The sequence below is a fragment of the Pseudomonas sp. KBS0710 genome (assembly GCF_005938045.2).
Classification (GTDB): domain Bacteria; phylum Pseudomonadota; class Gammaproteobacteria; order Pseudomonadales; family Pseudomonadaceae; genus Aquipseudomonas.
The window spans coordinates 83,211-101,443 of the sequence record NZ_VCCF02000002.1 but is presented as its reverse complement, the minus strand read 5'-3'; the positions used below and the strand labels follow the sequence as shown (position 1 = coordinate 101,443).

14 protein-coding genes and 4 tRNA genes are annotated in these 18,233 nt (G+C 55.3%); all 18 read left to right on the top strand.

All coding sequences use genetic code 11. The annotated features are described in order from the left end of the window. Positions 1-172 precede the first annotated feature (172 nt). The 18 genes from birA to fusA all read left to right on the top strand — a co-directional run bounded on the left by birA (position 173) and on the right by fusA (position 18,204). Positions 173-1,132, top strand: coding sequence for a bifunctional biotin--[acetyl-CoA-carboxylase] ligase/biotin operon repressor BirA (birA, locus tag FFI16_RS30395; RefSeq protein ID WP_138813629.1), 960 nt, complete (start codon positions 173-175; stop codon positions 1,130-1,132). Next, complete coding sequence (locus FFI16_RS30390) at positions 1,122-1,871, top strand: pantothenate kinase (protein ID WP_138813630.1); 750 nt, start codon at positions 1,122-1,124, stop codon at positions 1,869-1,871. The genes birA and FFI16_RS30390 overlap by 11 nt, the downstream gene beginning before the upstream one ends. Before the next feature lie 7 nt (positions 1,872-1,878). Next, a complete protein-coding gene (locus tag FFI16_RS30385) occupies positions 1,879-2,325 on the top strand; it encodes a hypothetical protein (protein ID WP_138813631.1) in 447 nt (148 codons plus the stop codon). A gap of 142 nt (positions 2,326-2,467) precedes the next feature. Continuing rightward, positions 2,468-2,552: transfer RNA gene (locus FFI16_RS30380), tRNA-Tyr, on the top strand. Positions 2,553-2,576: 24 nt separating this feature from the next. Next, positions 2,577-2,650 (top strand) — tRNA-Gly (locus FFI16_RS30375). Between the two features lie 26 nt (positions 2,651-2,676). Then, positions 2,677-2,752, top strand: a tRNA-Thr gene (locus FFI16_RS30370). A gap of 161 nt (positions 2,753-2,913) precedes the next feature. Next, positions 2,914-2,989 (top strand) — tRNA-Trp (locus FFI16_RS30365). 45 nt (positions 2,990-3,034) lie between these two features. Continuing rightward, on the top strand, positions 3,035-3,403 hold the full coding sequence (gene secE / locus FFI16_RS30360; RefSeq protein ID WP_003194658.1) for a preprotein translocase subunit SecE: 369 nt from the start codon (positions 3,035-3,037) through the stop codon (positions 3,401-3,403). 9 nt (positions 3,404-3,412) lie between these two features. Further along, complete coding sequence (nusG, locus tag FFI16_RS30355) at positions 3,413-3,946, top strand: transcription termination/antitermination protein NusG (RefSeq protein WP_003176436.1); 534 nt, start codon at positions 3,413-3,415, stop codon at positions 3,944-3,946. 117 nt (positions 3,947-4,063) lie between these two features. Beyond that, positions 4,064-4,495: a 50S ribosomal protein L11 gene (gene rplK, locus FFI16_RS30350; RefSeq protein ID WP_003176435.1), complete on the top strand. Its 432-nt coding sequence runs from the start codon at positions 4,064-4,066 to the stop codon at positions 4,493-4,495. Continuing rightward, on the top strand, positions 4,495-5,190 hold the full coding sequence (gene rplA / locus FFI16_RS30345; RefSeq protein ID WP_003232403.1) for a 50S ribosomal protein L1: 696 nt from the start codon (positions 4,495-4,497) through the stop codon (positions 5,188-5,190). The genes rplK and rplA overlap by 1 nt, the downstream gene beginning before the upstream one ends. 199 nt (positions 5,191-5,389) lie before the next feature. Next, complete coding sequence (gene rplJ, locus FFI16_RS30340; RefSeq protein ID WP_056861893.1) at positions 5,390-5,890, top strand: 50S ribosomal protein L10; 501 nt, start codon at positions 5,390-5,392, stop codon at positions 5,888-5,890. Positions 5,891-5,968: 78 nt separating this feature from the next. After that, positions 5,969-6,334: a 50S ribosomal protein L7/L12 gene (gene rplL, locus FFI16_RS30335; protein WP_010566858.1), complete on the top strand. Its 366-nt coding sequence runs from the start codon at positions 5,969-5,971 to the stop codon at positions 6,332-6,334. 219 nt (positions 6,335-6,553) lie between these two features. Next, entirely contained in the window at positions 6,554-10,627 is a 4,074-nt protein-coding gene (gene rpoB / locus FFI16_RS30330) for a DNA-directed RNA polymerase subunit beta (RefSeq protein ID WP_017135961.1), read from the top strand. A gap of 64 nt (positions 10,628-10,691) precedes the next feature. Beyond that, positions 10,692-14,891, top strand: coding sequence for a DNA-directed RNA polymerase subunit beta' (gene rpoC, locus FFI16_RS30325; RefSeq protein WP_083356524.1), 4,200 nt, complete (start codon positions 10,692-10,694; stop codon positions 14,889-14,891). A 216-nt stretch (positions 14,892-15,107) separates the two neighbouring features. Next, positions 15,108-15,479, top strand: coding sequence for a 30S ribosomal protein S12 (gene rpsL / locus FFI16_RS30320; protein ID WP_002555494.1), 372 nt, complete (start codon positions 15,108-15,110; stop codon positions 15,477-15,479). 118 nt (positions 15,480-15,597) lie between these two features. Beyond that, positions 15,598-16,068 (top strand): 30S ribosomal protein S7, encoded by a 471-nt coding sequence (gene rpsG / locus FFI16_RS30315; protein WP_002555493.1) that lies wholly within the window; start codon positions 15,598-15,600, stop codon positions 16,066-16,068. A 30-nt stretch (positions 16,069-16,098) separates the two neighbouring features. Further along, complete coding sequence (gene fusA / locus FFI16_RS30310; protein ID WP_015886136.1) at positions 16,099-18,204, top strand: elongation factor G; 2,106 nt, start codon at positions 16,099-16,101, stop codon at positions 18,202-18,204. Positions 18,205-18,233 lie beyond the last annotated feature (29 nt).

Here is an 18,233-nt window from a genome sequence, read left to right as displayed (position 1 = left end):
GCGATCGTCCAGGCGTAAATCTCGCCCACGAGTGGCGTTAATCACAGCGCGTCCAGGTTGAGAAGCCACGTAGGCCTGCTTTGCAGCCGTCTCCAGTGCTAAATCCTGTCCTTTCTATGCAATGACCTTGCGCATGGCTATCATGCGTGCCTCATTGTGAGGCGATGCTTGCATGCTGACGTTGTTAACACTTCTGAAAGATGGTCGATTCCACTCCGGAGAGGCGCTGGGTGCTGCCTTGGGTGTCAGCCGCAGTGCTGTCTGGAAGCAGCTCCAGCATCTGGAGTCTGAATTGAACCTGCCCATTCATAAAGTTCGCGGCAGGGGCTACCAGCTAGCATCTCCATTGGTGTTCTTGAATGCTGAAGAAATTCAAGGGCATGCTCCTGCTTTGGCGTGGCCTGTTTACATCTCTGACTCCATAGACTCCACCAATGCTGAGGCTTTGCGCCTCGTCGACGCTGATCGCGCGGCGCCATTTCTGGTGCTTGCGGAGCAGCAAACAGCGGGTAGGGGGAGGCGGGGTCGTAAGTGGGTGAGCCCGTTCGCTCAAAACCTGTATTACAGCCTCGTATTGCGCATTGACGGCGGATTAAGGCAGTTGGAGGGGCTTAGTCTTGTCGTCGGATTGGCGGTCATGCAGGCCCTGCGTGAACTGGGTGTCCAGGGTGCCGCATTGAAGTGGCCGAATGACGTCCTGGTCGGGCAGAAAAAAATTGCCGGTATCTTGTTGGAGTTGGTCGGAGATCCCGCCGATGTTTGCCACGTTGTCCTCGGTGTAGGGATCAACGTAAATATGCAGAAGGCCGCAGAGGTCGATCAGCAGTGGACGTCGGCGCAGTTGGAGACGGGTTCACCTGTCGACCGTAATCACTTGGTTGCACGGCTTGGGCTGCAACTGCAAAGTCACCTGGAGCGACATAAGGCATTCGGTTTTGCTGCGCTTCAGGAAGAGTGGGAGCGAAATCATTTGTGGCAAGGTAAGGCCGTATCTCTTATCGCGGGTGTTAACCAGATTGATGGTGTAGTGCTGGGTGTTGATCACCAGGGCGCGTTGCGGCTGAGTGTCGCGGGTGTCGAAAAAATATACAGCGGTGGTGAGCTAAGCCTGAGGTTGCGTGATGATTCTTGAGCTCGACTGTGGGAATAGTTTTATCAAGTGGCGTGTGCTCGATTCGCCTGCGGCCAAGGCGTCCGCTGAGGGCGTCGTCGGCTCGGACCTTGAGTTGATTGAGGGGTTGATAGCGATTCCGGGGCTCTCATTGACGCGCTGTCGCCTGGTAAGTGTTCGGGCCTCCGAGGAGACCGGGCAGTTGGTTGAGGCATTGCAGGGGGCATTTGGGGTTGTTGTGTCTTGTGCTGCCTCAGCGAGAGAAGCGGCGGGTGTGCGTAACGGCTACGAAGAGTTTGAGCGCCTTGGGCTGGATCGTTGGTTGGCAATGCTGGGCGGTTTCAAGTTGGCATCGGGTGCCTGCCTGGTGCTCGATTTTGGTACCGCAGCCACCGCGGACTTTATTGCTGCCGATGGCGAGCATCTTGGCGGGTTCATCTGCCCGGGGATGCCGCTCATGCGCAGCCAGTTGCGAACGCATACGCGCAAGATCCGCTATGACGATATTGCGGCAGAGCAGGCCTTGGCGCGCCTCTCGCCGGGGCGGACGACCGTTGAGGCGGTTGAGCGAGGTTGTACGCTGATGCTCAGGGGGTTTGTCTTGACCCAGCTCGAATTGGCTCGAAGCTATTGGGGGGATGATTTCACCGTCTTTCTGACTGGCGGGGATGCGGACCTGGTCTCCGATGCCGTGCCCCAAGCTCGTTTCGTTCCTGATCTGGTGTTTGTTGGTCTGGCGATGGCGTGCCCTTTGTCCTGAGGTATTTATGCGTTGGCTGTTTTTGCTTTTGCTCGTTCTCAATGCCTTCTATTACGTCTGGCATCAACAGGAAGCCCCGTTGCGTGCTAAAGATGTAACGCCTCTGAGCCTTTATAAGGGCTCTCAGCAGGATATTCGCTTATTGAGTGAGTCCTCTGACCCCATGGTTCGGCGTGACCGGGCAAAAGCGCCTGACGCACAAAGTACCTGTCTATACATCGGTGGCTTTGCTGATCAGCGCCAGGCGCTGTCGGTCGAGCAGCGCCTCATCAGCCTGGATATAAAGGCCAAAGTGCAGCTGCTCAATACGCCTGATGCCTCCGGCTATTGGCTTCGTGTCGCCCCTGAAAGCAGGAGGCTGGCTGACGATCTGCCGTTTGAAAACCTTGCTAAGGAATTCAATGAGTTAAAACATAAAATAATGTTGTGCGAAGGCGTTGCAACTGTCGAATAGTTTGCATAGAATGGCGCCCGCTTCGCAGTGAAGACCTTTACGGTCTACAAGGTGAAGCGAAGGTCAACGCAGCTAAGCTCATATTTTTAATGAGAAAATGCTTGACAGAAGGCCGGCGTGATGTAGAATGCCGGCTCGCTTAGGAGGGGTTCCCGAGCGGCCAAAGGGATCAGACTGTAAATCTGACGTCTACGACTTCGAAGGTTCGAATCCTTCCCCCTCCACCATTTTTAGCGTGAGCTGCAAGCTCCGCGGGTATAGTTTAGTGGTAGAACCTCAGCCTTCCAAGCTGATGATGCGGGTTCGATTCCCGCTACCCGCTCCAAGTTTGCAGGTTGTGCAATGTGTTTTGCTCTTGTAGCTCAGTTGGTAGAGCACACCCTTGGTAAGGGTGAGGTCAGCGGTTCAAATCCGCTCAAGAGCTCCATATAACAAGGCAGATATGAAAATATCTGCCTTTGTTTTAACAGCTGCCTCGGCTTGTTGGTGTCGCATTTGGCTTTGTTGCCAAGTGATTTCAGGTCTAGTGGGGTTGGTTGTTGTAAAGTCTTTTTCAGGCCTGCATAATGGTCGGCCTGATTTTGTTTTAGGTCAGTAGCTCAATTGGCAGAGCGACGGTCTCCAAAACCGTAGGTTGGGGGTTCGATTCCCTCCTGACCTGCCAGATTCACGTGGTGTGTCTGGCTTTCTTTTCACAGGATCTTCATAGATGACTCCTAAGGCTGAAGCTCAAAGCTCTCGTTTCGATCTCGTCAAGTGGCTCGCCGTAGTCGCATTGGTGGTCGTAGGCGTTGTTGGCAATCAGTACTACTCTGCTTCGCCGATCCTGTACCGTGTACTCGCTTTGCTCGCCCTTGCTGCTGTAGCTGCCTTTGTAGGCCTGCAGACTGCCAAAGGCAAGTCTTTCGCGGTCCTGGTAAAGGAAGCTCGCACCGAAATTCGTAAAGTCGTTTGGCCGACTCGCCAAGAAACCACGCAGACCACGTTGATTGTTGTGGCTGTTGTTCTGGTTATGGCGTTGCTGTTGTGGGGGCTTGATTCCCTGCTCGGCTGGCTTGTTTCCTTGATTGTTGGCTAAGGGTGTCCCGTGGCTAAGCGTTGGTACGTTGTGCATGCTTACTCGGGTTACGAGAAGCATGTTATGCGCTCTTTGCTAGAGCGCGTAAAGCTCGCAGGCATGGAAGATGGCTTCGGCGAAATTCTGGTTCCCACTGAAGAAGTGGTTGAAATGCGGAATGGCCAGAAGCGCAAAAGCGAACGCAAGTTCTTCCCTGGCTACGTGCTGGTTCAGATGGACATGAATGAAGGTACTTGGCACTTGGTCAAGGACACTCCTCGTGTCATGGGTTTCATCGGCGGTACTGCTGATAAGCCTGCTCCGATCACCGACAAAGAGGCGGAAGCAATTCTGCGTCGCGTTGCTGACGGTAGCGACAAGCCTAAGCCGAAGACGTTGTTCGAGCCGGGTGAGGTTGTTCGTGTCACAGATGGTCCGTTTGCTGATTTCAACGGCACCGTCGAAGAAGTTAACTACGAAAAGAGCCGGATCCAAGTGGCAGTGCTCATTTTCGGTCGCTCTACTCCGGTAGAGTTGGAGTTCAGCCAGGTCGAGAAGGTCTAGCTGAGCAAGCATCCCAACCCCGCAGCCTTAGGCTGTGGGGTTTTGTCGTCACTGGGATAAACGCGCAAGTAACCGGGGAGCCTTTCGAGGCGTTTGAACCCGTAATTGGAGTGCCTCATGGCCAAGAAGATTACCGCTTACATCAAGCTGCAAGTAAAGGCCGCTCAGGCCAACCCAAGTCCACCTGTCGGCCCGGCTCTGGGTCAGCACGGCGTGAACATCATGGAATTCTGCAAGGCCTTCAACGCCCGTACTCAGGGTCTTGAGCCAGGTCTGCCGACTCCAGTGATCATCACTGTATACAGCGACCGTAGCTTCACTTTCGAAACCAAGTCGACCCCGGCTTCAGTTTTGCTGAAGAAAGCTGCTGGTCTGACTAGCGGTTCCGCTCGTCCTAACACCGTTAAGGTTGGCACCGTAACTCGTGCTCAGCTGGAAGAAATCGCGAAAACCAAAAACGCGGATCTGACTGCAGCTGATATGGATGCAGCCGTGCGTACCATCGCCGGTTCTGCTCGTAGCATGGGCCTTAACGTGGAGGGTGTGTAATGGCTAAGCTGACCAAGCGCCAAAAGGCTATCGCCGGCAAAATCGAAGCAGGCAAGGCCTACAACTTTGTAGACGCCGCTGCCCTGCTGACCGAGCTGTCGACTGTCAAGTTCAGCGAGTCCGTTGACGTTGCTGTAAACCTGGGTGTTGACCCACGTAAATCCGACCAGGTCGTTCGTAGCGCTACTGTGCTGCCACACGGTACTGGCAAGACTGTACGTGTTGCTGTCTTCACCCAAGGCCCAGCAGCTGAAGCTGCTCTGGCCGCCGGCGCTGATCGCGTTGGCATGGACGACCTGGCTGCCGAAATGAAAGGCGGCGACCTGAACTACGACGTAGTAATTGCTTCCCCGGATGCAATGCGCGTTGTAGGTCAGTTGGGTCAGATCCTCGGTCCACGTGGTCTGATGCCTAACCCTAAAGTCGGCACCGTAACGCCAGACGTAGCTACCGCGGTTAAAAACGCCAAGGCTGGTCAGGTTCGTTATCGCACCGACAAAAACGGCATCATCCACACCTCCGTTGGCAAAGTCGGCTTTGATGCCGTCAAGCTGAAGGAAAACGTTGAAGCCCTGATCGCTGATCTGAAGCGTATCAAGCCAGCTTCCTCGAAAGGTATCTACGTCAAGCGCGTTACCCTGAGCACCACTATGGGCCCAGGTCTGGTCATCGACCAAGGCTCGCTGGACGTATAAGAAACACGTTGGTGCGAGAGATCGCGCCAATTGAAAAAATTGGGGTCCCTGCCTGGCGGGGGCTATCCAAGACCGTAGGCGGCGCAAGCCTTAAACCTCAAGCCTACGCAGATGGTGCTCCCGGTTCCTTACCGAATCAGACACCAAAACGACATCCGGCTTCGGCCAGATGAAACGGTAACAAGCAGGAGTTAAACCCGTGGCAATTAATCTCGAAGACAAGAAGGCCATCGTCGCTGAAGTCAACGAGGCTGCCAAAGCTGCTCTGTCCGCTGTCGTGGCTGATGCCCGTGGTGTGACAGTAAGCGCTATGACCGGACTCCGTAAAGAGGCTCGTGAAGCTGGCGTATACGTACGTGTTGTACGTAACACCCTGCTCAAGCGCGCTGTTGCTGACACTGAATACAGTGTCCTCAATGACGTGTTCACCGGCCCGACTCTGATCGCGTTCTCCAAAGATCACCCGGGTGCTGCTGCCCGTTTGTTCAAGGAATTCGCCAAGAGTCAGGATAAGTTCGAGATCAAGGCAGCTGCGTTCGAGGGCAAGTTCCTCGCAGCTAACCAAATCGACGTACTGGCAACACTGCCGACCCGTAACGAAGCTATTTCTCAGCTGATGAGCGTGATTCAAGGCGCTACCAGCAAGTTGGCTCGTACTCTGGCCGCAGTTCGCGAGCAAAAAGAAGCTGCCGCAGCCTAAGGCTGAGCATCTCCTTTCGCGTATTTTTGTTTATTTCGATGGCCGCGTAGGCCGTCCCCCAATTCAGGAAATACAGTAATGTCTATCTCCCAAGAAGATATCCTCAACGCCGTAGCTGAAATGTCGGTTCTGCAGGTTGTTGAGCTGATCAAAGCTTTCGAAGAAAAATTCGGCGTTTCCGCTGCCGCTGCTTCCGCTGGCCCAGCTGTTGCTGCTGTTGCTGCTGAAGAGCAAACCGAATTCAACGTCATGCTGCTGGAAGCTGGCGAGAAGAAAGTAAACGTGATCAAGGCAGTTCGTGAACTGACCGGTCTGGGCCTGAAAGAAGCCAAGGCTGTAGTTGACGGCGCTCCTGCCCAGGTTCTGGAAGCAGTGTCGAAAGACGCCGCTGACAAAGCTAAAGCAGTGCTGGAAGAAGCAGGCGCTAAAGTCGAGCTGAAGTAAGCATCGACCTTGCGTCTCCAGCCCAAGCGTTAAGCTGAAGGCTGATGGCTGGTGGCTCTTGCCACCGGCCTTTTTCCGTTCTTGGCTGTCGACTCGGTCGCCGCCAATGACGCGCTGTAGCCACCCGATGCGGTGGTGCAAACCATGGGGTTTGCAAGATTTTCTGGCTGCTCCCGTCGGAGGGGCCAAACAAGCAGGTGACCAAGCTGGGGAACGCTGATGGCTTACTCATATACTGAGAAAAAACGTATCCGCAAGGACTTTAGCAAGTTGCCGGACGTCATGGATGTCCCGTACCTTCTGGCTATCCAGCTGGATTCGTATCGTGAATTCTTGCAGGCGGGAGCGACCAAAGATCAGTTCCGCGACGTGGGCCTGCATGCGGCCTTCAAATCCGTTTTCCCGATCATCAGCTACTCCGGCAATGCTGCGCTGGAGTACGTGGGTTATCGCCTGGGCGAACCGGCATTTGATGTCAAAGAATGCGTGTTGCGCGGTGTTACGTACGCCGTACCTTTGCGGGTAAAAGTCCGCCTGATCATTTTCGACAAAGAATCGTCGAACAAAGCGATCAAGGACATCAAAGAGCAAGAAGTCTACATGGGCGAAATCCCACTGATGACTGAAAACGGTACCTTCGTAATCAACGGTACCGAGCGTGTTATTGTTTCCCAGCTGCACCGTTCCCCGGGCGTGTTCTTCGACCACGACCGCGGCAAGACGCACAGCTCCGGTAAACTCCTGTACTCCGCGCGGATCATTCCGTACCGCGGTTCGTGGTTGGACTTCGAGTTCGACCCGAAAGACTGCGTGTTCGTGCGTATCGACCGTCGTCGCAAGCTGCCGGCCTCGGTACTGCTGCGCGCGCTCGGTTACACCACTGAGCAGGTGCTGGACGCTTTCTACACCACCAACGTATTCAGCCTGAAGGATGAAACCCTCAGCCTGGAGCTGATTGCTTCGCGTCTGCGTGGTGAAATTGCCGTTCTGGATATTCAGGACGAAAACGGCAAAGTGATCGTTGAGGCGGGTCGTCGTATTACGGCGCGCCACATCAACCAGATCGAAAAAGCCGGCATCAAGTCGCTGGAAGTGCCTCTGGACTACGTCCTGGGTCGCACCACCGCCAAGGTTATCGTTCACCCGGCTACAGGCGAAATCCTGGCTGAGTGCAACACCGAGCTGAACACCGAAATCCTGGCAAAAATCGCCAAGGCCCAGGTTGTTCGCATCGAGACCCTGTACACCAACGACATCGACTGCGGTCCGTTCATCTCCGACACACTGAAGATCGACTCCACCAGCAACCAATTGGAAGCGCTGGTCGAGATCTATCGCATGATGCGTCCTGGTGAGCCGCCAACCAAAGACGCTGCCGAGACCCTGTTCAACAACCTGTTCTTCAGCCCTGAGCGTTATGACCTGTCTGCGGTCGGCCGGATGAAGTTCAACCGTCGTATCGGTCGTACCGAGATCGAAGGTTCGGGCGTGCTGTGCAAGGAAGACATCGTCGCGGTACTGAAGACTCTGGTCGACATCCGTAACGGTAAAGGCATCGTCGATGACATCGACCACCTGGGTAACCGTCGTGTTCGCTGCGTAGGCGAAATGGCCGAAAACCAGTTCCGCGTTGGCCTTGTGCGTGTTGAGCGTGCGGTCAAAGAGCGTCTGTCGATGGCTGAAAGCGAAGGCCTGATGCCGCAAGACCTGATCAACGCCAAGCCAGTGGCAGCAGCGGTGAAAGAGTTCTTCGGTTCCAGCCAGCTTTCCCAGTTCATGGACCAGAACAACCCGCTCTCCGAGATCACCCACAAGCGCCGTGTTTCCGCACTTGGCCCGGGCGGTCTGACCCGTGAGCGTGCAGGCTTTGAAGTTCGTGACGTACACCCGACGCACTACGGTCGTGTTTGCCCGATCGAAACGCCGGAAGGTCCGAACATCGGTCTGATCAACTCCTTGGCCGCTTATGCGCGCACCAACCAGTACGGTTTCCTCGAGAGCCCGTACCGTGTGGTGAAAGACGCTCTGGTCACCGACGAGATCGTATTCCTGTCTGCCATCGAAGAAGCTGATCACGTGATCGCTCAGGCTTCGGCCACGATGAACGACAAGAAAGTCCTGATCGACGAGCTGGTAGCTGTTCGTCACTTGAACGAGTTCACCGTCAAGGCGCCGGAAGACGTCACCTTGATGGACGTTTCGCCGAAGCAGGTAGTTTCGGTTGCAGCGTCGCTGATCCCGTTCCTGGAGCACGATGACGCCAACCGTGCGTTGATGGGTTCCAACATGCAGCGTCAAGCTGTACCCACCCTGCGTGCTGACAAGCCGCTGGTAGGTACCGGCATGGAGCGTAACGTAGCCCGTGACTCCGGCGTTTGCGTCGTGGCTCGTCGTGGCGGCGTGATCGACTCCGTTGATGCCAGCCGTATCGTGGTTCGTGTTGCCGATGATGAAGTTGAAACTGGCGAAGCCGGTGTCGACATCTACAACCTGACCAAATACACCCGCTCGAACCAGAACACCTGCATCAACCAGCGTCCGCTGGTGAGCAAGGGTGATCGCGTTCAGCGCAGCGACATCATGGCCGACGGCCCGTCCACCGACATGGGTGAACTGGCACTGGGTCAGAACATGCGCATCGCGTTCATGGCATGGAACGGCTTCAACTTCGAAGACTCCATCTGCCTGTCCGAGCGTGTGGTTCAAGAAGACCGCTTCACCACGATCCACATTCAGGAACTGACCTGTGTGGCACGTGACACCAAGCTTGGGCCAGAGGAAATCACTGCAGACATCCCGAACGTGGGTGAAGCTGCACTGAACAAGCTGGACGAAGCCGGTATCGTTTACGTAGGTGCTGAAGTTGGCGCAGGCGACATTCTGGTCGGTAAGGTCACTCCGAAAGGCGAGACCCAACTGACTCCGGAAGAGAAACTGTTGCGTGCCATCTTCGGTGAAAAAGCCAGCGACGTTAAAGACACCTCCCTGCGTGTACCTACCGGTACCAAAGGTACTGTCATCGACGTACAGGTCTTCACCCGTGACGGCGTTGAGCGTGATGCTCGTGCACTGTCCATCGAGAAGACTCAACTCGACGAGATCCGCAAGGACCTGAACGAAGAGTTCCGTATCGTTGAAGGCGCGACCTTCGAACGTCTGCGTTCCGCTCTGGTAGGCCACAAGGCTGAAGGCGGCGCAGGTCTGAAGAAAGGTCAGGACATCACCGACGAAGTACTCGACGGTCTTGAGCACGGCCAGTGGTTCAAACTGCGCATGGCTGAAGATGCTCTGAACGAGCAGCTCGAGAAGGCCCAGGCCTATATCGTTGATCGCCGCCGTCTGCTGGACGACAAGTTCGAAGACAAGAAGCGCAAACTGCAGCAGGGCGATGACCTGGCTCCAGGCGTGCTGAAAATCGTCAAGGTTTACCTGGCAATCCGTCGCCGCATCCAGCCGGGCGACAAGATGGCCGGTCGTCACGGTAACAAAGGTGTGGTCTCCGTGATCATGCCGGTTGAAGACATGCCGCACGATGCCAATGGCACCCCGGTCGACGTCGTCCTCAACCCGTTGGGCGTACCTTCGCGTATGAACGTTGGTCAGATCCTTGAAACCCACCTGGGCCTCGCGGCCAAGGGTCTGGGCGAGAAGATCAACCGTATGATCGAAGAGCAGCGCAAGGTTGCTGACCTGCGTAAGTTCCTGCACGAGATCTACAACGAGATCGGCGGTCGCAACGAAGAGCTGGACACCTTCTCCGACCAGGAAATCCTGGATCTGGCGAAGAACCTGCGCGGCGGCGTTCCAATGGCTACCCCGGTGTTCGACGGTGCCAAGGAAAGCGAAATCAAGGCCATGCTGAAACTGGCAGACCTGCCAGAAAGCGGCCAGATGCAGCTGTTCGACGGCCGTACCGGCAACAAGTTTGAGCGCCCGGTTACTGTTGGCTACATGTACATGCTGAAGCTGAACCACTTGGTAGACGATAAGATGCACGCTCGTTCTACCGGTTCGTACAGCCTGGTTACCCAGCAGCCGCTGGGTGGTAAGGCTCAGTTCGGTGGTCAGCGTTTCGGGGAGATGGAGGTCTGGGCACTGGAAGCATACGGTGCTGCTTACACTCTGCAAGAAATGCTCACAGTGAAGTCGGACGATGTGAACGGTCGGACCAAGATGTACAAAAACATCGTGGACGGCGATCACCGTATGGAGCCGGGCATGCCCGAGTCCTTCAACGTGTTGATCAAAGAAATTCGTTCCCTCGGCATCGATATCGATCTGGAAACCGAATAACACGTGACGCGAATCGAGAGCGGGGCTGTTTAGCCCGCTCTCTGCTCCGCCAGGAGGAAAGGCCTTGAAAGACCTACTGAATTTGCTGAAAAACCAGGGTCAAGTCGAAGAGTTCGACGCCATCCGTATTGGGTTGGCATCGCCTGAGATGATCCGTTCGTGGTCGTTCGGTGAAGTTAAAAAGCCGGAAACCATTAACTACCGTACGTTCAAACCAGAACGTGACGGCCTGTTCTGCGCCAAGATCTTTGGCCCGGTAAAGGATTACGAGTGCCTGTGCGGTAAGTACAAGCGCTTGAAGCACCGTGGTGTGATCTGCGAGAAGTGCGGCGTTGAAGTTGCACTGGCCAAGGTTCGTCGTGAGCGCATGGCGCACATCGAACTGGCTTCGCCGGTTGCCCACATCTGGTTTCTGAAATCGCTGCCGTCCCGTATCGGCTTGCTGATGGACATGACCCTGCGTGATATCGAACGCGTTCTCTACTTCGAGAGCTATGTCGTTATCGATCCAGGCATGACCACCCTTGAAAAAGGTCAGCTGCTGAACGACGAGCAGTACTTCGAAGCGCTGGAAGAATTCGGTGACGATTTCGATGCCCGCATGGGTGCCGAAGCTGTCCGCGAACTGCTGCACGCTATCGACCTGGAGCACGAGATTGGCCGTCTGCGCGAAGAAATTCCGCAAACCAACTCCGAAACCAAGATCAAGAAGCTGTCCAAGCGTCTGAAGTTGATGGAAGCCTTCCAGGGTTCCGGCAACTTGCCAGAGTGGATGGTGCTGACCGTTCTGCCGGTTCTGCCGCCAGACCTGCGTCCGCTGGTACCGTTGGACGGTGGTCGTTTCGCGACGTCCGACCTCAACGACCTGTACCGCCGCGTGATCAACCGTAACAACCGCTTGAAGCGCCTGCTTGATCTGTCCGCTCCGGACATCATCGTGCGCAACGAAAAGCGTATGTTGCAAGAAGCTGTCGATGCCTTGCTCGACAACGGTCGTCGTGGTCGCGCTATCACCGGTTCGAACAAGCGTCCTCTGAAATCCTTGGCTGACATGATCAAGGGTAAGCAAGGCCGTTTCCGTCAGAACTTGCTCGGTAAGCGTGTTGACTACTCCGGTCGTTCGGTAATTACCGTAGGCCCGACCCTGCGTCTGCACCAGTGCGGTCTGCCTAAGAAGATGGCGCTTGAGCTGTTCAAGCCATTCATCTTCGGCAAACTGGAAATGCGCGGTCTCGCGACCACCATCAAAGCGGCCAAGAAAATGGTCGAGCGCGAACTGCCTGAGGTTTGGGACGTTCTCGCTGAAGTGATTCGCGAACACCCGGTTCTCCTCAACCGTGCACCGACCCTTCACCGTCTGGGTATCCAGGCGTTTGAACCGGTACTGATCGAAGGTAAGGCTATCCAGCTGCACCCGTTGGTCTGTGCTGCGTACAACGCCGACTTCGACGGCGACCAAATGGCCGTGCACGTACCGCTGACACTGGAAGCACAGTTGGAAGCGCGTGCGTTGATGATGTCGACCAACAACATTCTGTCGCCAGCCAACGGTGAGCCAATCATCGTTCCGTCGCAGGACGTTGTATTGGGTCTGTACTACATGACCCGTGAAGCGATCAATGCCAAAGGCGAAGGTCGTGTGTTCGCTGACCTGCAAGAAGTTGACCGTGTGTTCCGTGCCGGCGAAGCCGCACTGCATGCCAAGGTCAAAGTGCGGATCAACGAAACCGTCAACGACCGTGATGGCGGCAGCGTGAGCGGCACTCGTATTGTCGACACTACTGTCGGCCGTGCGCTGCTGTATCAAGTTGTGCCAAAAGGTCTGTCGTACGACGTCGTCAACTTGCCGATGAAGAAAAAGGCGATCTCCAAGCTGATCAACCAGTGCTACCGCGTGGTTGGTTTGAAAGAGACTGTGATCTTCGCTGACCAGTTGATGTACACCGGCTTTGCTTATTCGACCATTTCCGGCGTTTCCATCGGTGTTAACGACTTCGTTATCCCGGATGAAAAAGCCCAGATCATCAATGCTGCAACTGATGAAGTGAAAGAAATCGAAAGCCAGTACGCCTCCGGCCTGGTAACCCAGGGCGAGAAGTACAACAAAGTGATCGACCTTTGGTCCAAGGCCAACGACGAAGTGTCGAAGGCGATGATGGCTAACCTCTCGAAAGAGAAAGTTATCGACCGTCATGGCGTAGAAGTCGATCAAGAGTCGTTCAACTCGATGTACATGATGGCCGACTCGGGCGCACGGGGTTCTGCTGCGCAGATCCGTCAGCTCGCCGGTATGCGTGGCCTGATGGCCAAGCCGGACGGCTCCATCATCGAAACGCCGATTACTGCGAACTTCCGTGAAGGTTTGAGCGTACTTCAGTACTTCATCTCCACTCACGGTGCTCGTAAGGGTCTTGCGGATACCGCGTTGAAAACAGCTAACTCCGGTTACCTGACTCGTCGTCTGGTAGACGTTGCGCAAGACTTGGTTGTGACTGAAGTTGACTGCGGCACCGAACACGGTCTGCTGATGACTCCGCACATCGAAGGCGGCGACGTTGTAGAGCCATTGGGTGAGCGCGTACTGGGTCGAGTTATCGCCCGTGACGTATTCAAGCCAGGTACCGAGGAAATTATCGTTCCTGCCGGCACCCTGGTAGATGAGAAGTGGGTCGAGTTCATCGAACTCAACAGCATCGACGAAGTGATTGTTCGCTCGCCGATCAGCTGCGAAACCCGCTATGGCATCTGCGCCAAGTGCTACGGCCGTGACTTGGCTCGTGGTCACCAGGTGAACATCGGTGAAGCGGTTGGTGTAATTGCTGCCCAGTCCATCGGTGAGCCGGGTACCCAGCTGACCATGCGTACGTTCCACATCGGTGGTGCGGCAAGCCGGACCTCCGCAGCTGACAGCGTTCAGGTGAAGAATGGCGGTACTGTCCGTCTGCACAACCTGAAGCACGTTGAGCGAGTGGATGGTTGCCTGGTTGCTGTATCCCGTTCCGGTGAGCTGGCAATCGCTGATGACTACGGTCGTGAGCGTGAGCGTTACAAGCTGCCGTACGGTGCTGTGATTTCGGTTAAAGAAGGTGACAAGGTCGACGCTGGCGCAATCGTGGCCAAGTGGGATCCGCACACTCACCCAATCGTTACCGAAATGAAAGGTACCGTGACCTACGTGGGCATGGAAGAAGGCATTACGATCAAGCGTCAGACTGACGAATTGACCGGTATGACCAACATTGAAGTACTCGACGCGAAAGATCGTCCAGCTGCCGGTAAAGACATCCGTCCTGCCGTGAAGATGGTCGACGACAACGGCAAGGACTTGTTGCTGCCAGGCACTGACGTAATCGCTCAGTACTTCCTGCCAGCCAACGCCCTGGTCGGTGTAGCGGATGGTGCGAAGATCGCGATCGGTGATGTTATCGCGCGTATCCCGCAAGAAACTTCGAAGACCCGCGACATCACCGGTGGTCTGCCGCGTGTTGCCGACTTGTTCGAAGCTCGTCGTCCGAAAGAAGCGTCGATTCTGGCTGAAGTCAGCGGCACCATCGCGTTCGGTAAAGAGACCAAAGGCAAGCGCCGTCTGGTCATTACCCCGAACGATGGTACTGATCCGTACGAAGAGCTGATTCCTAAGTGGCGTCACCTGAACGTCTTCGAAGGCGAACAGGTAAACCGCGGCGAAGTTATCTCCGACGGCCCAAGCGATCCACACGACATCCTGCGTCTGCTGGGTGTGAGTGCGCTGGCCAAGTACATCGTTAACGAGATCCAGGACGTTTACCGTCTGCAAGGCGTGAAGATCAACGATAAGCACATCGAGACCATCCTGCGTCAGATGCTGCGTAAAGTTGAAATCGCTGAATCCGGCGATTCCAGTTTCATCAAGGGCGACCAGATGGAACTGACTCACGTACTGGTAGAAAACGAACGTCTGGGCGCGGAAGACAAATTTGTCTCCAAGTTCACTCGTGTGTTGCTGGGTATCACCAAGGCGTCGTTGTCCACTGAGTCGTTCATCTCGGCGGCCTCCTTCCAGGAGACCACTCGCGTACTGACCGAAGCAGCGGTAACCGGCAAGCGCGATTACCTGCGCGGCCTGAAAGAAAACGTAGTCGTGGGTCGTTTGATCCCGGCTGGTACCGGTTTGGCTTACCACAGCGAGCGCAAGCGCCGCCGTGATGCTGACAAGCCGCTGCGCGTAAGCGCCAGTGAAGTGGAAGCTGCACTGACCGAAGCGCTGAACTCAAGCGGTAACTGAGTTCTGCGATAAATAAGTCTGGGCCCTGGCAGCCCCATTCGTCGGATCGAGGCATTTTTGCCCCGGTTCGACGAGAGGGGAGGTCGGGGCCTTGCCTTGACTGGGGGCAAGATCCTCTTTAGACTCTTGTACCCCTAAATTTGGCGGGAATTCGTTCCTGCCATTTTGCTTTTCTTGCAAGACAATAGCGTCGCAAGACAACAGTGGAGCTAGTAGATGGCAACTATCAACCAGCTGGTACGTCAGCCGCGTAAGCGTATCGTCGAGAAATCCGACGTACCTGCGCTGCAGAACTGCCCGCAACGTCGTGGCGTATGCACTCGTGTGTATACCACCACGCCGAAAAAACCTAACTCGGCACTGCGTAAAGTATGCCGTGTGCGCCTGACCAACGGTTTCGAGGTTTCCTCGTACATCGGCGGTGAAGGCCACAACCTGCAAGAGCACAGCGTGGTACTGATCCGCGGCGGTCGTGTAAAAGACTTGCCAGGTGTTCGTTACCACACCGTACGCGGCTCCTTGGATACTTCCGGCGTTAAAGGTCGTAACCAGGGTCGTTCGAAGTACGGTACCAAGAAGCCTAAGTAGTAGCGGCTTTTTGTAAAACTGAATCATCTTATTTTCTGAGTCGATAAGAGTAAGGTCGGAGGCGTCCCGAAAGGGCACCGATTCCGAACGAACCTGAAGACCGTTTGAGGGCTTATCCATGCCAAGAAGACGCGTAGCAGCCAAGCGCGAAGTGCTTGACGATCCAAAATACGGAAGCCAAATTCTGGCCAAGTTCATGAACCACGTGATGGAAAGCGGCAAGAAAGCCGTTGCCGAGCGTATCGTTTATGGCGCGCTGGAAAAGGTTAAAGAACGCAAGAACAGCGACCCCCTGGAAATCTTCGAGAAAGCTCTCGACGCCATCGCTCCGCTGGTCGAAGTGAAGTCGCGCCGTGTAGGCGGTGCTACTTACCAGGTTCCGGTCGAAGTTCGTCCGTCCCGTCGTAACGCTCTGGCAATGCGCTGGTTGGTAGACTTCGCCCGTAAGCGCGGCGAGAAGTCTATGGCCCTGCGTTTGGCCGGCGAGCTGTTGGACGCTGCTGAAGGTAAAGGTGCTGCTGTTAAGAAGCGTGAAGACGTGCACCGTATGGCTGAAGCTAACAAAGCTTTCTCGCACTACCGCTTCTAATCTTAGCTTCACTAATTTTGCGAGGGCTTTATGGCTCGTACTACTCCGATTAGCCGCTACCGTAACATCGGTATCGTTGCTCACGTGGATGCTGGTAAAACCACCACCACCGAGCGCGTACTGTTTTACACCGGCAAAAGTCACAAGATGGGCGAGGTGCATGACGGCGCCGCGACCACAGACTGGATGGTTCAGGAGCAGGAGCGTGGTATTACCATTACTTCTGCTGCTATTACCGCCTTCTGGAAAGGTTCCGAGAAGCAGTACAAGGATGAGCACCGCTTCAACGTAATCGATACCCCGGGCCACGTAGACTTCACCATTGAAGTTGAGCGTTCCCTGCGCGTACTCGACGGCGCTGTCGTTGTGTTCTGCGGTACCTCGGGTGTTGAGCCTCAGTCGGAAACCGTATGGCGTCAAGCCAACAAATACGGCGTTCCACGTCTTGTTTACGTAAACAAGATGGACCGTGCTGGTGCCAACTTCCTGCGCGTGATCGGTCAGATCAAGCAGCGCCTGGGTCACACCCCGGTGCCAATCCAGTTGGCTATCGGTTCCGAAGACAACTTCCAGGGCCAGATCGATCTGCTGACCATGGAAGCTGTTTACTGGAACGATGCTGACAAAGGTATGGTTCCGGTTCGCAAGCCTATCCCTGCTGAACTGCAGGAACTGGCTGACGAATGGCGCAACAACATGGTTGAAGCTGCGGCTGAAGCCAACGAAGAGCTGATGAACAAGTACCTCGAAGGTGAAGAACTCACCAACGTGGAAATCAAGGCTGCTCTGCGTCAGCGTACTATCGCTGGTGAGATCGTCTTGGCTGTTTGCGGTTCCTCGTTCAAGAACAAGGGTGTTCCCCTGGTTCTCGATGCTGTGATCGACTACCTGCCGGCACCAGTGGATATTCCTGCCATCAAGGGTACTGACCCGGATGACGAGACTATCGAGCTGGAGCGTCATGCAGACGACGCAGAACCGTTCTCCGCTTTGGCATTCAAAATTGCCACTGACCCATTCGTGGGTACCTTGACCTTCGTCCGCGTTTACTCGGGCGTGTTGAACTCCGGCGACGGCGTGATCAACTCGGTTAAAGGCAAGAAAGAGCGCGTGGGTCGTATGGTGCAAATGCACGCAAACGCCCGCGAAGAGATCAAGGAAGTACGCGCTGGTGACATCGCGGCCTTGATCGGCATGAAGGACGTCACCACTGGTGAAACCTTGTGCAACGCTGACAAGCCAATCATCCTGGTTCGTATGGACTTCCCGGAGCCGGTTATTTCGGTTGCCGTAGAGCCTAAGACCAAGGATGACCAGGAAAAAATGGGTATCGCTCTGGGCAAACTTGCTCAGGAAGATCCATCTTTCCGCGTCAAGACTGATGAAGAGACTGGTCAAACGATCATCTCCGGCATGGGCGAGCTGCACCTGGACATCCTGGTTGACCGGATGCGCCGTGAGTTCAACGTCGAAGCCAACATCGGTAAGCCTCAGGTTTCCTATCGTGAGCGCATCACGAAGAACTGTGAAATCGAAGGCAAGTTCGTTCGTCAGTCCGGCGGTCGTGGTCAGTTCGGTCACTGCTGGATCCGTTTTGCGCCTGCTGACGAAGGTCAGGAAGGTCTGCAATTCGTGAACGAAGTAGTCGGTGGTGTTGTTCCTAAGGAATACATCCCTGCTATCCAGAAGGGCATCGAAGAGCAGATGAAGAACGGTGTTGTTGCCGGCTATCCGCTGATCGGCCTGAAAGCAACCGTTTTTGACGGTTCTTACCACGACGTCGACTCCAACGAGATGGCGTTTAAGGTGGCTGCTTCCATGGCAACCAAGCAACTGGCCCAGAAGGGCGGTGGTGAGTTGCTTGAGCCAATCATGGCGGTAGAAGTTGTTACACCTGAAGACTATATGGGTGATGTCATGGGCGACCTTAACCGTCGTCGCGGCATGATCTTGGGTATGGAAGACACGGTTTCCGGCAAAGTGATTCGCGCCGAGGTTCCGTTGGGTGAGATGTTCGGTTATGCGACCGACGTTCGCTCCATGTCCCAGGGTCGCGCAAGCTACTCTATGGAATTCAAAAAATACAACACAGCTCCGGCGCACATCGCTGAAACTGTATCCAAAAAACAAGGCTGATTCAGTCCTTTAGGCAAGGAGTTAATTGT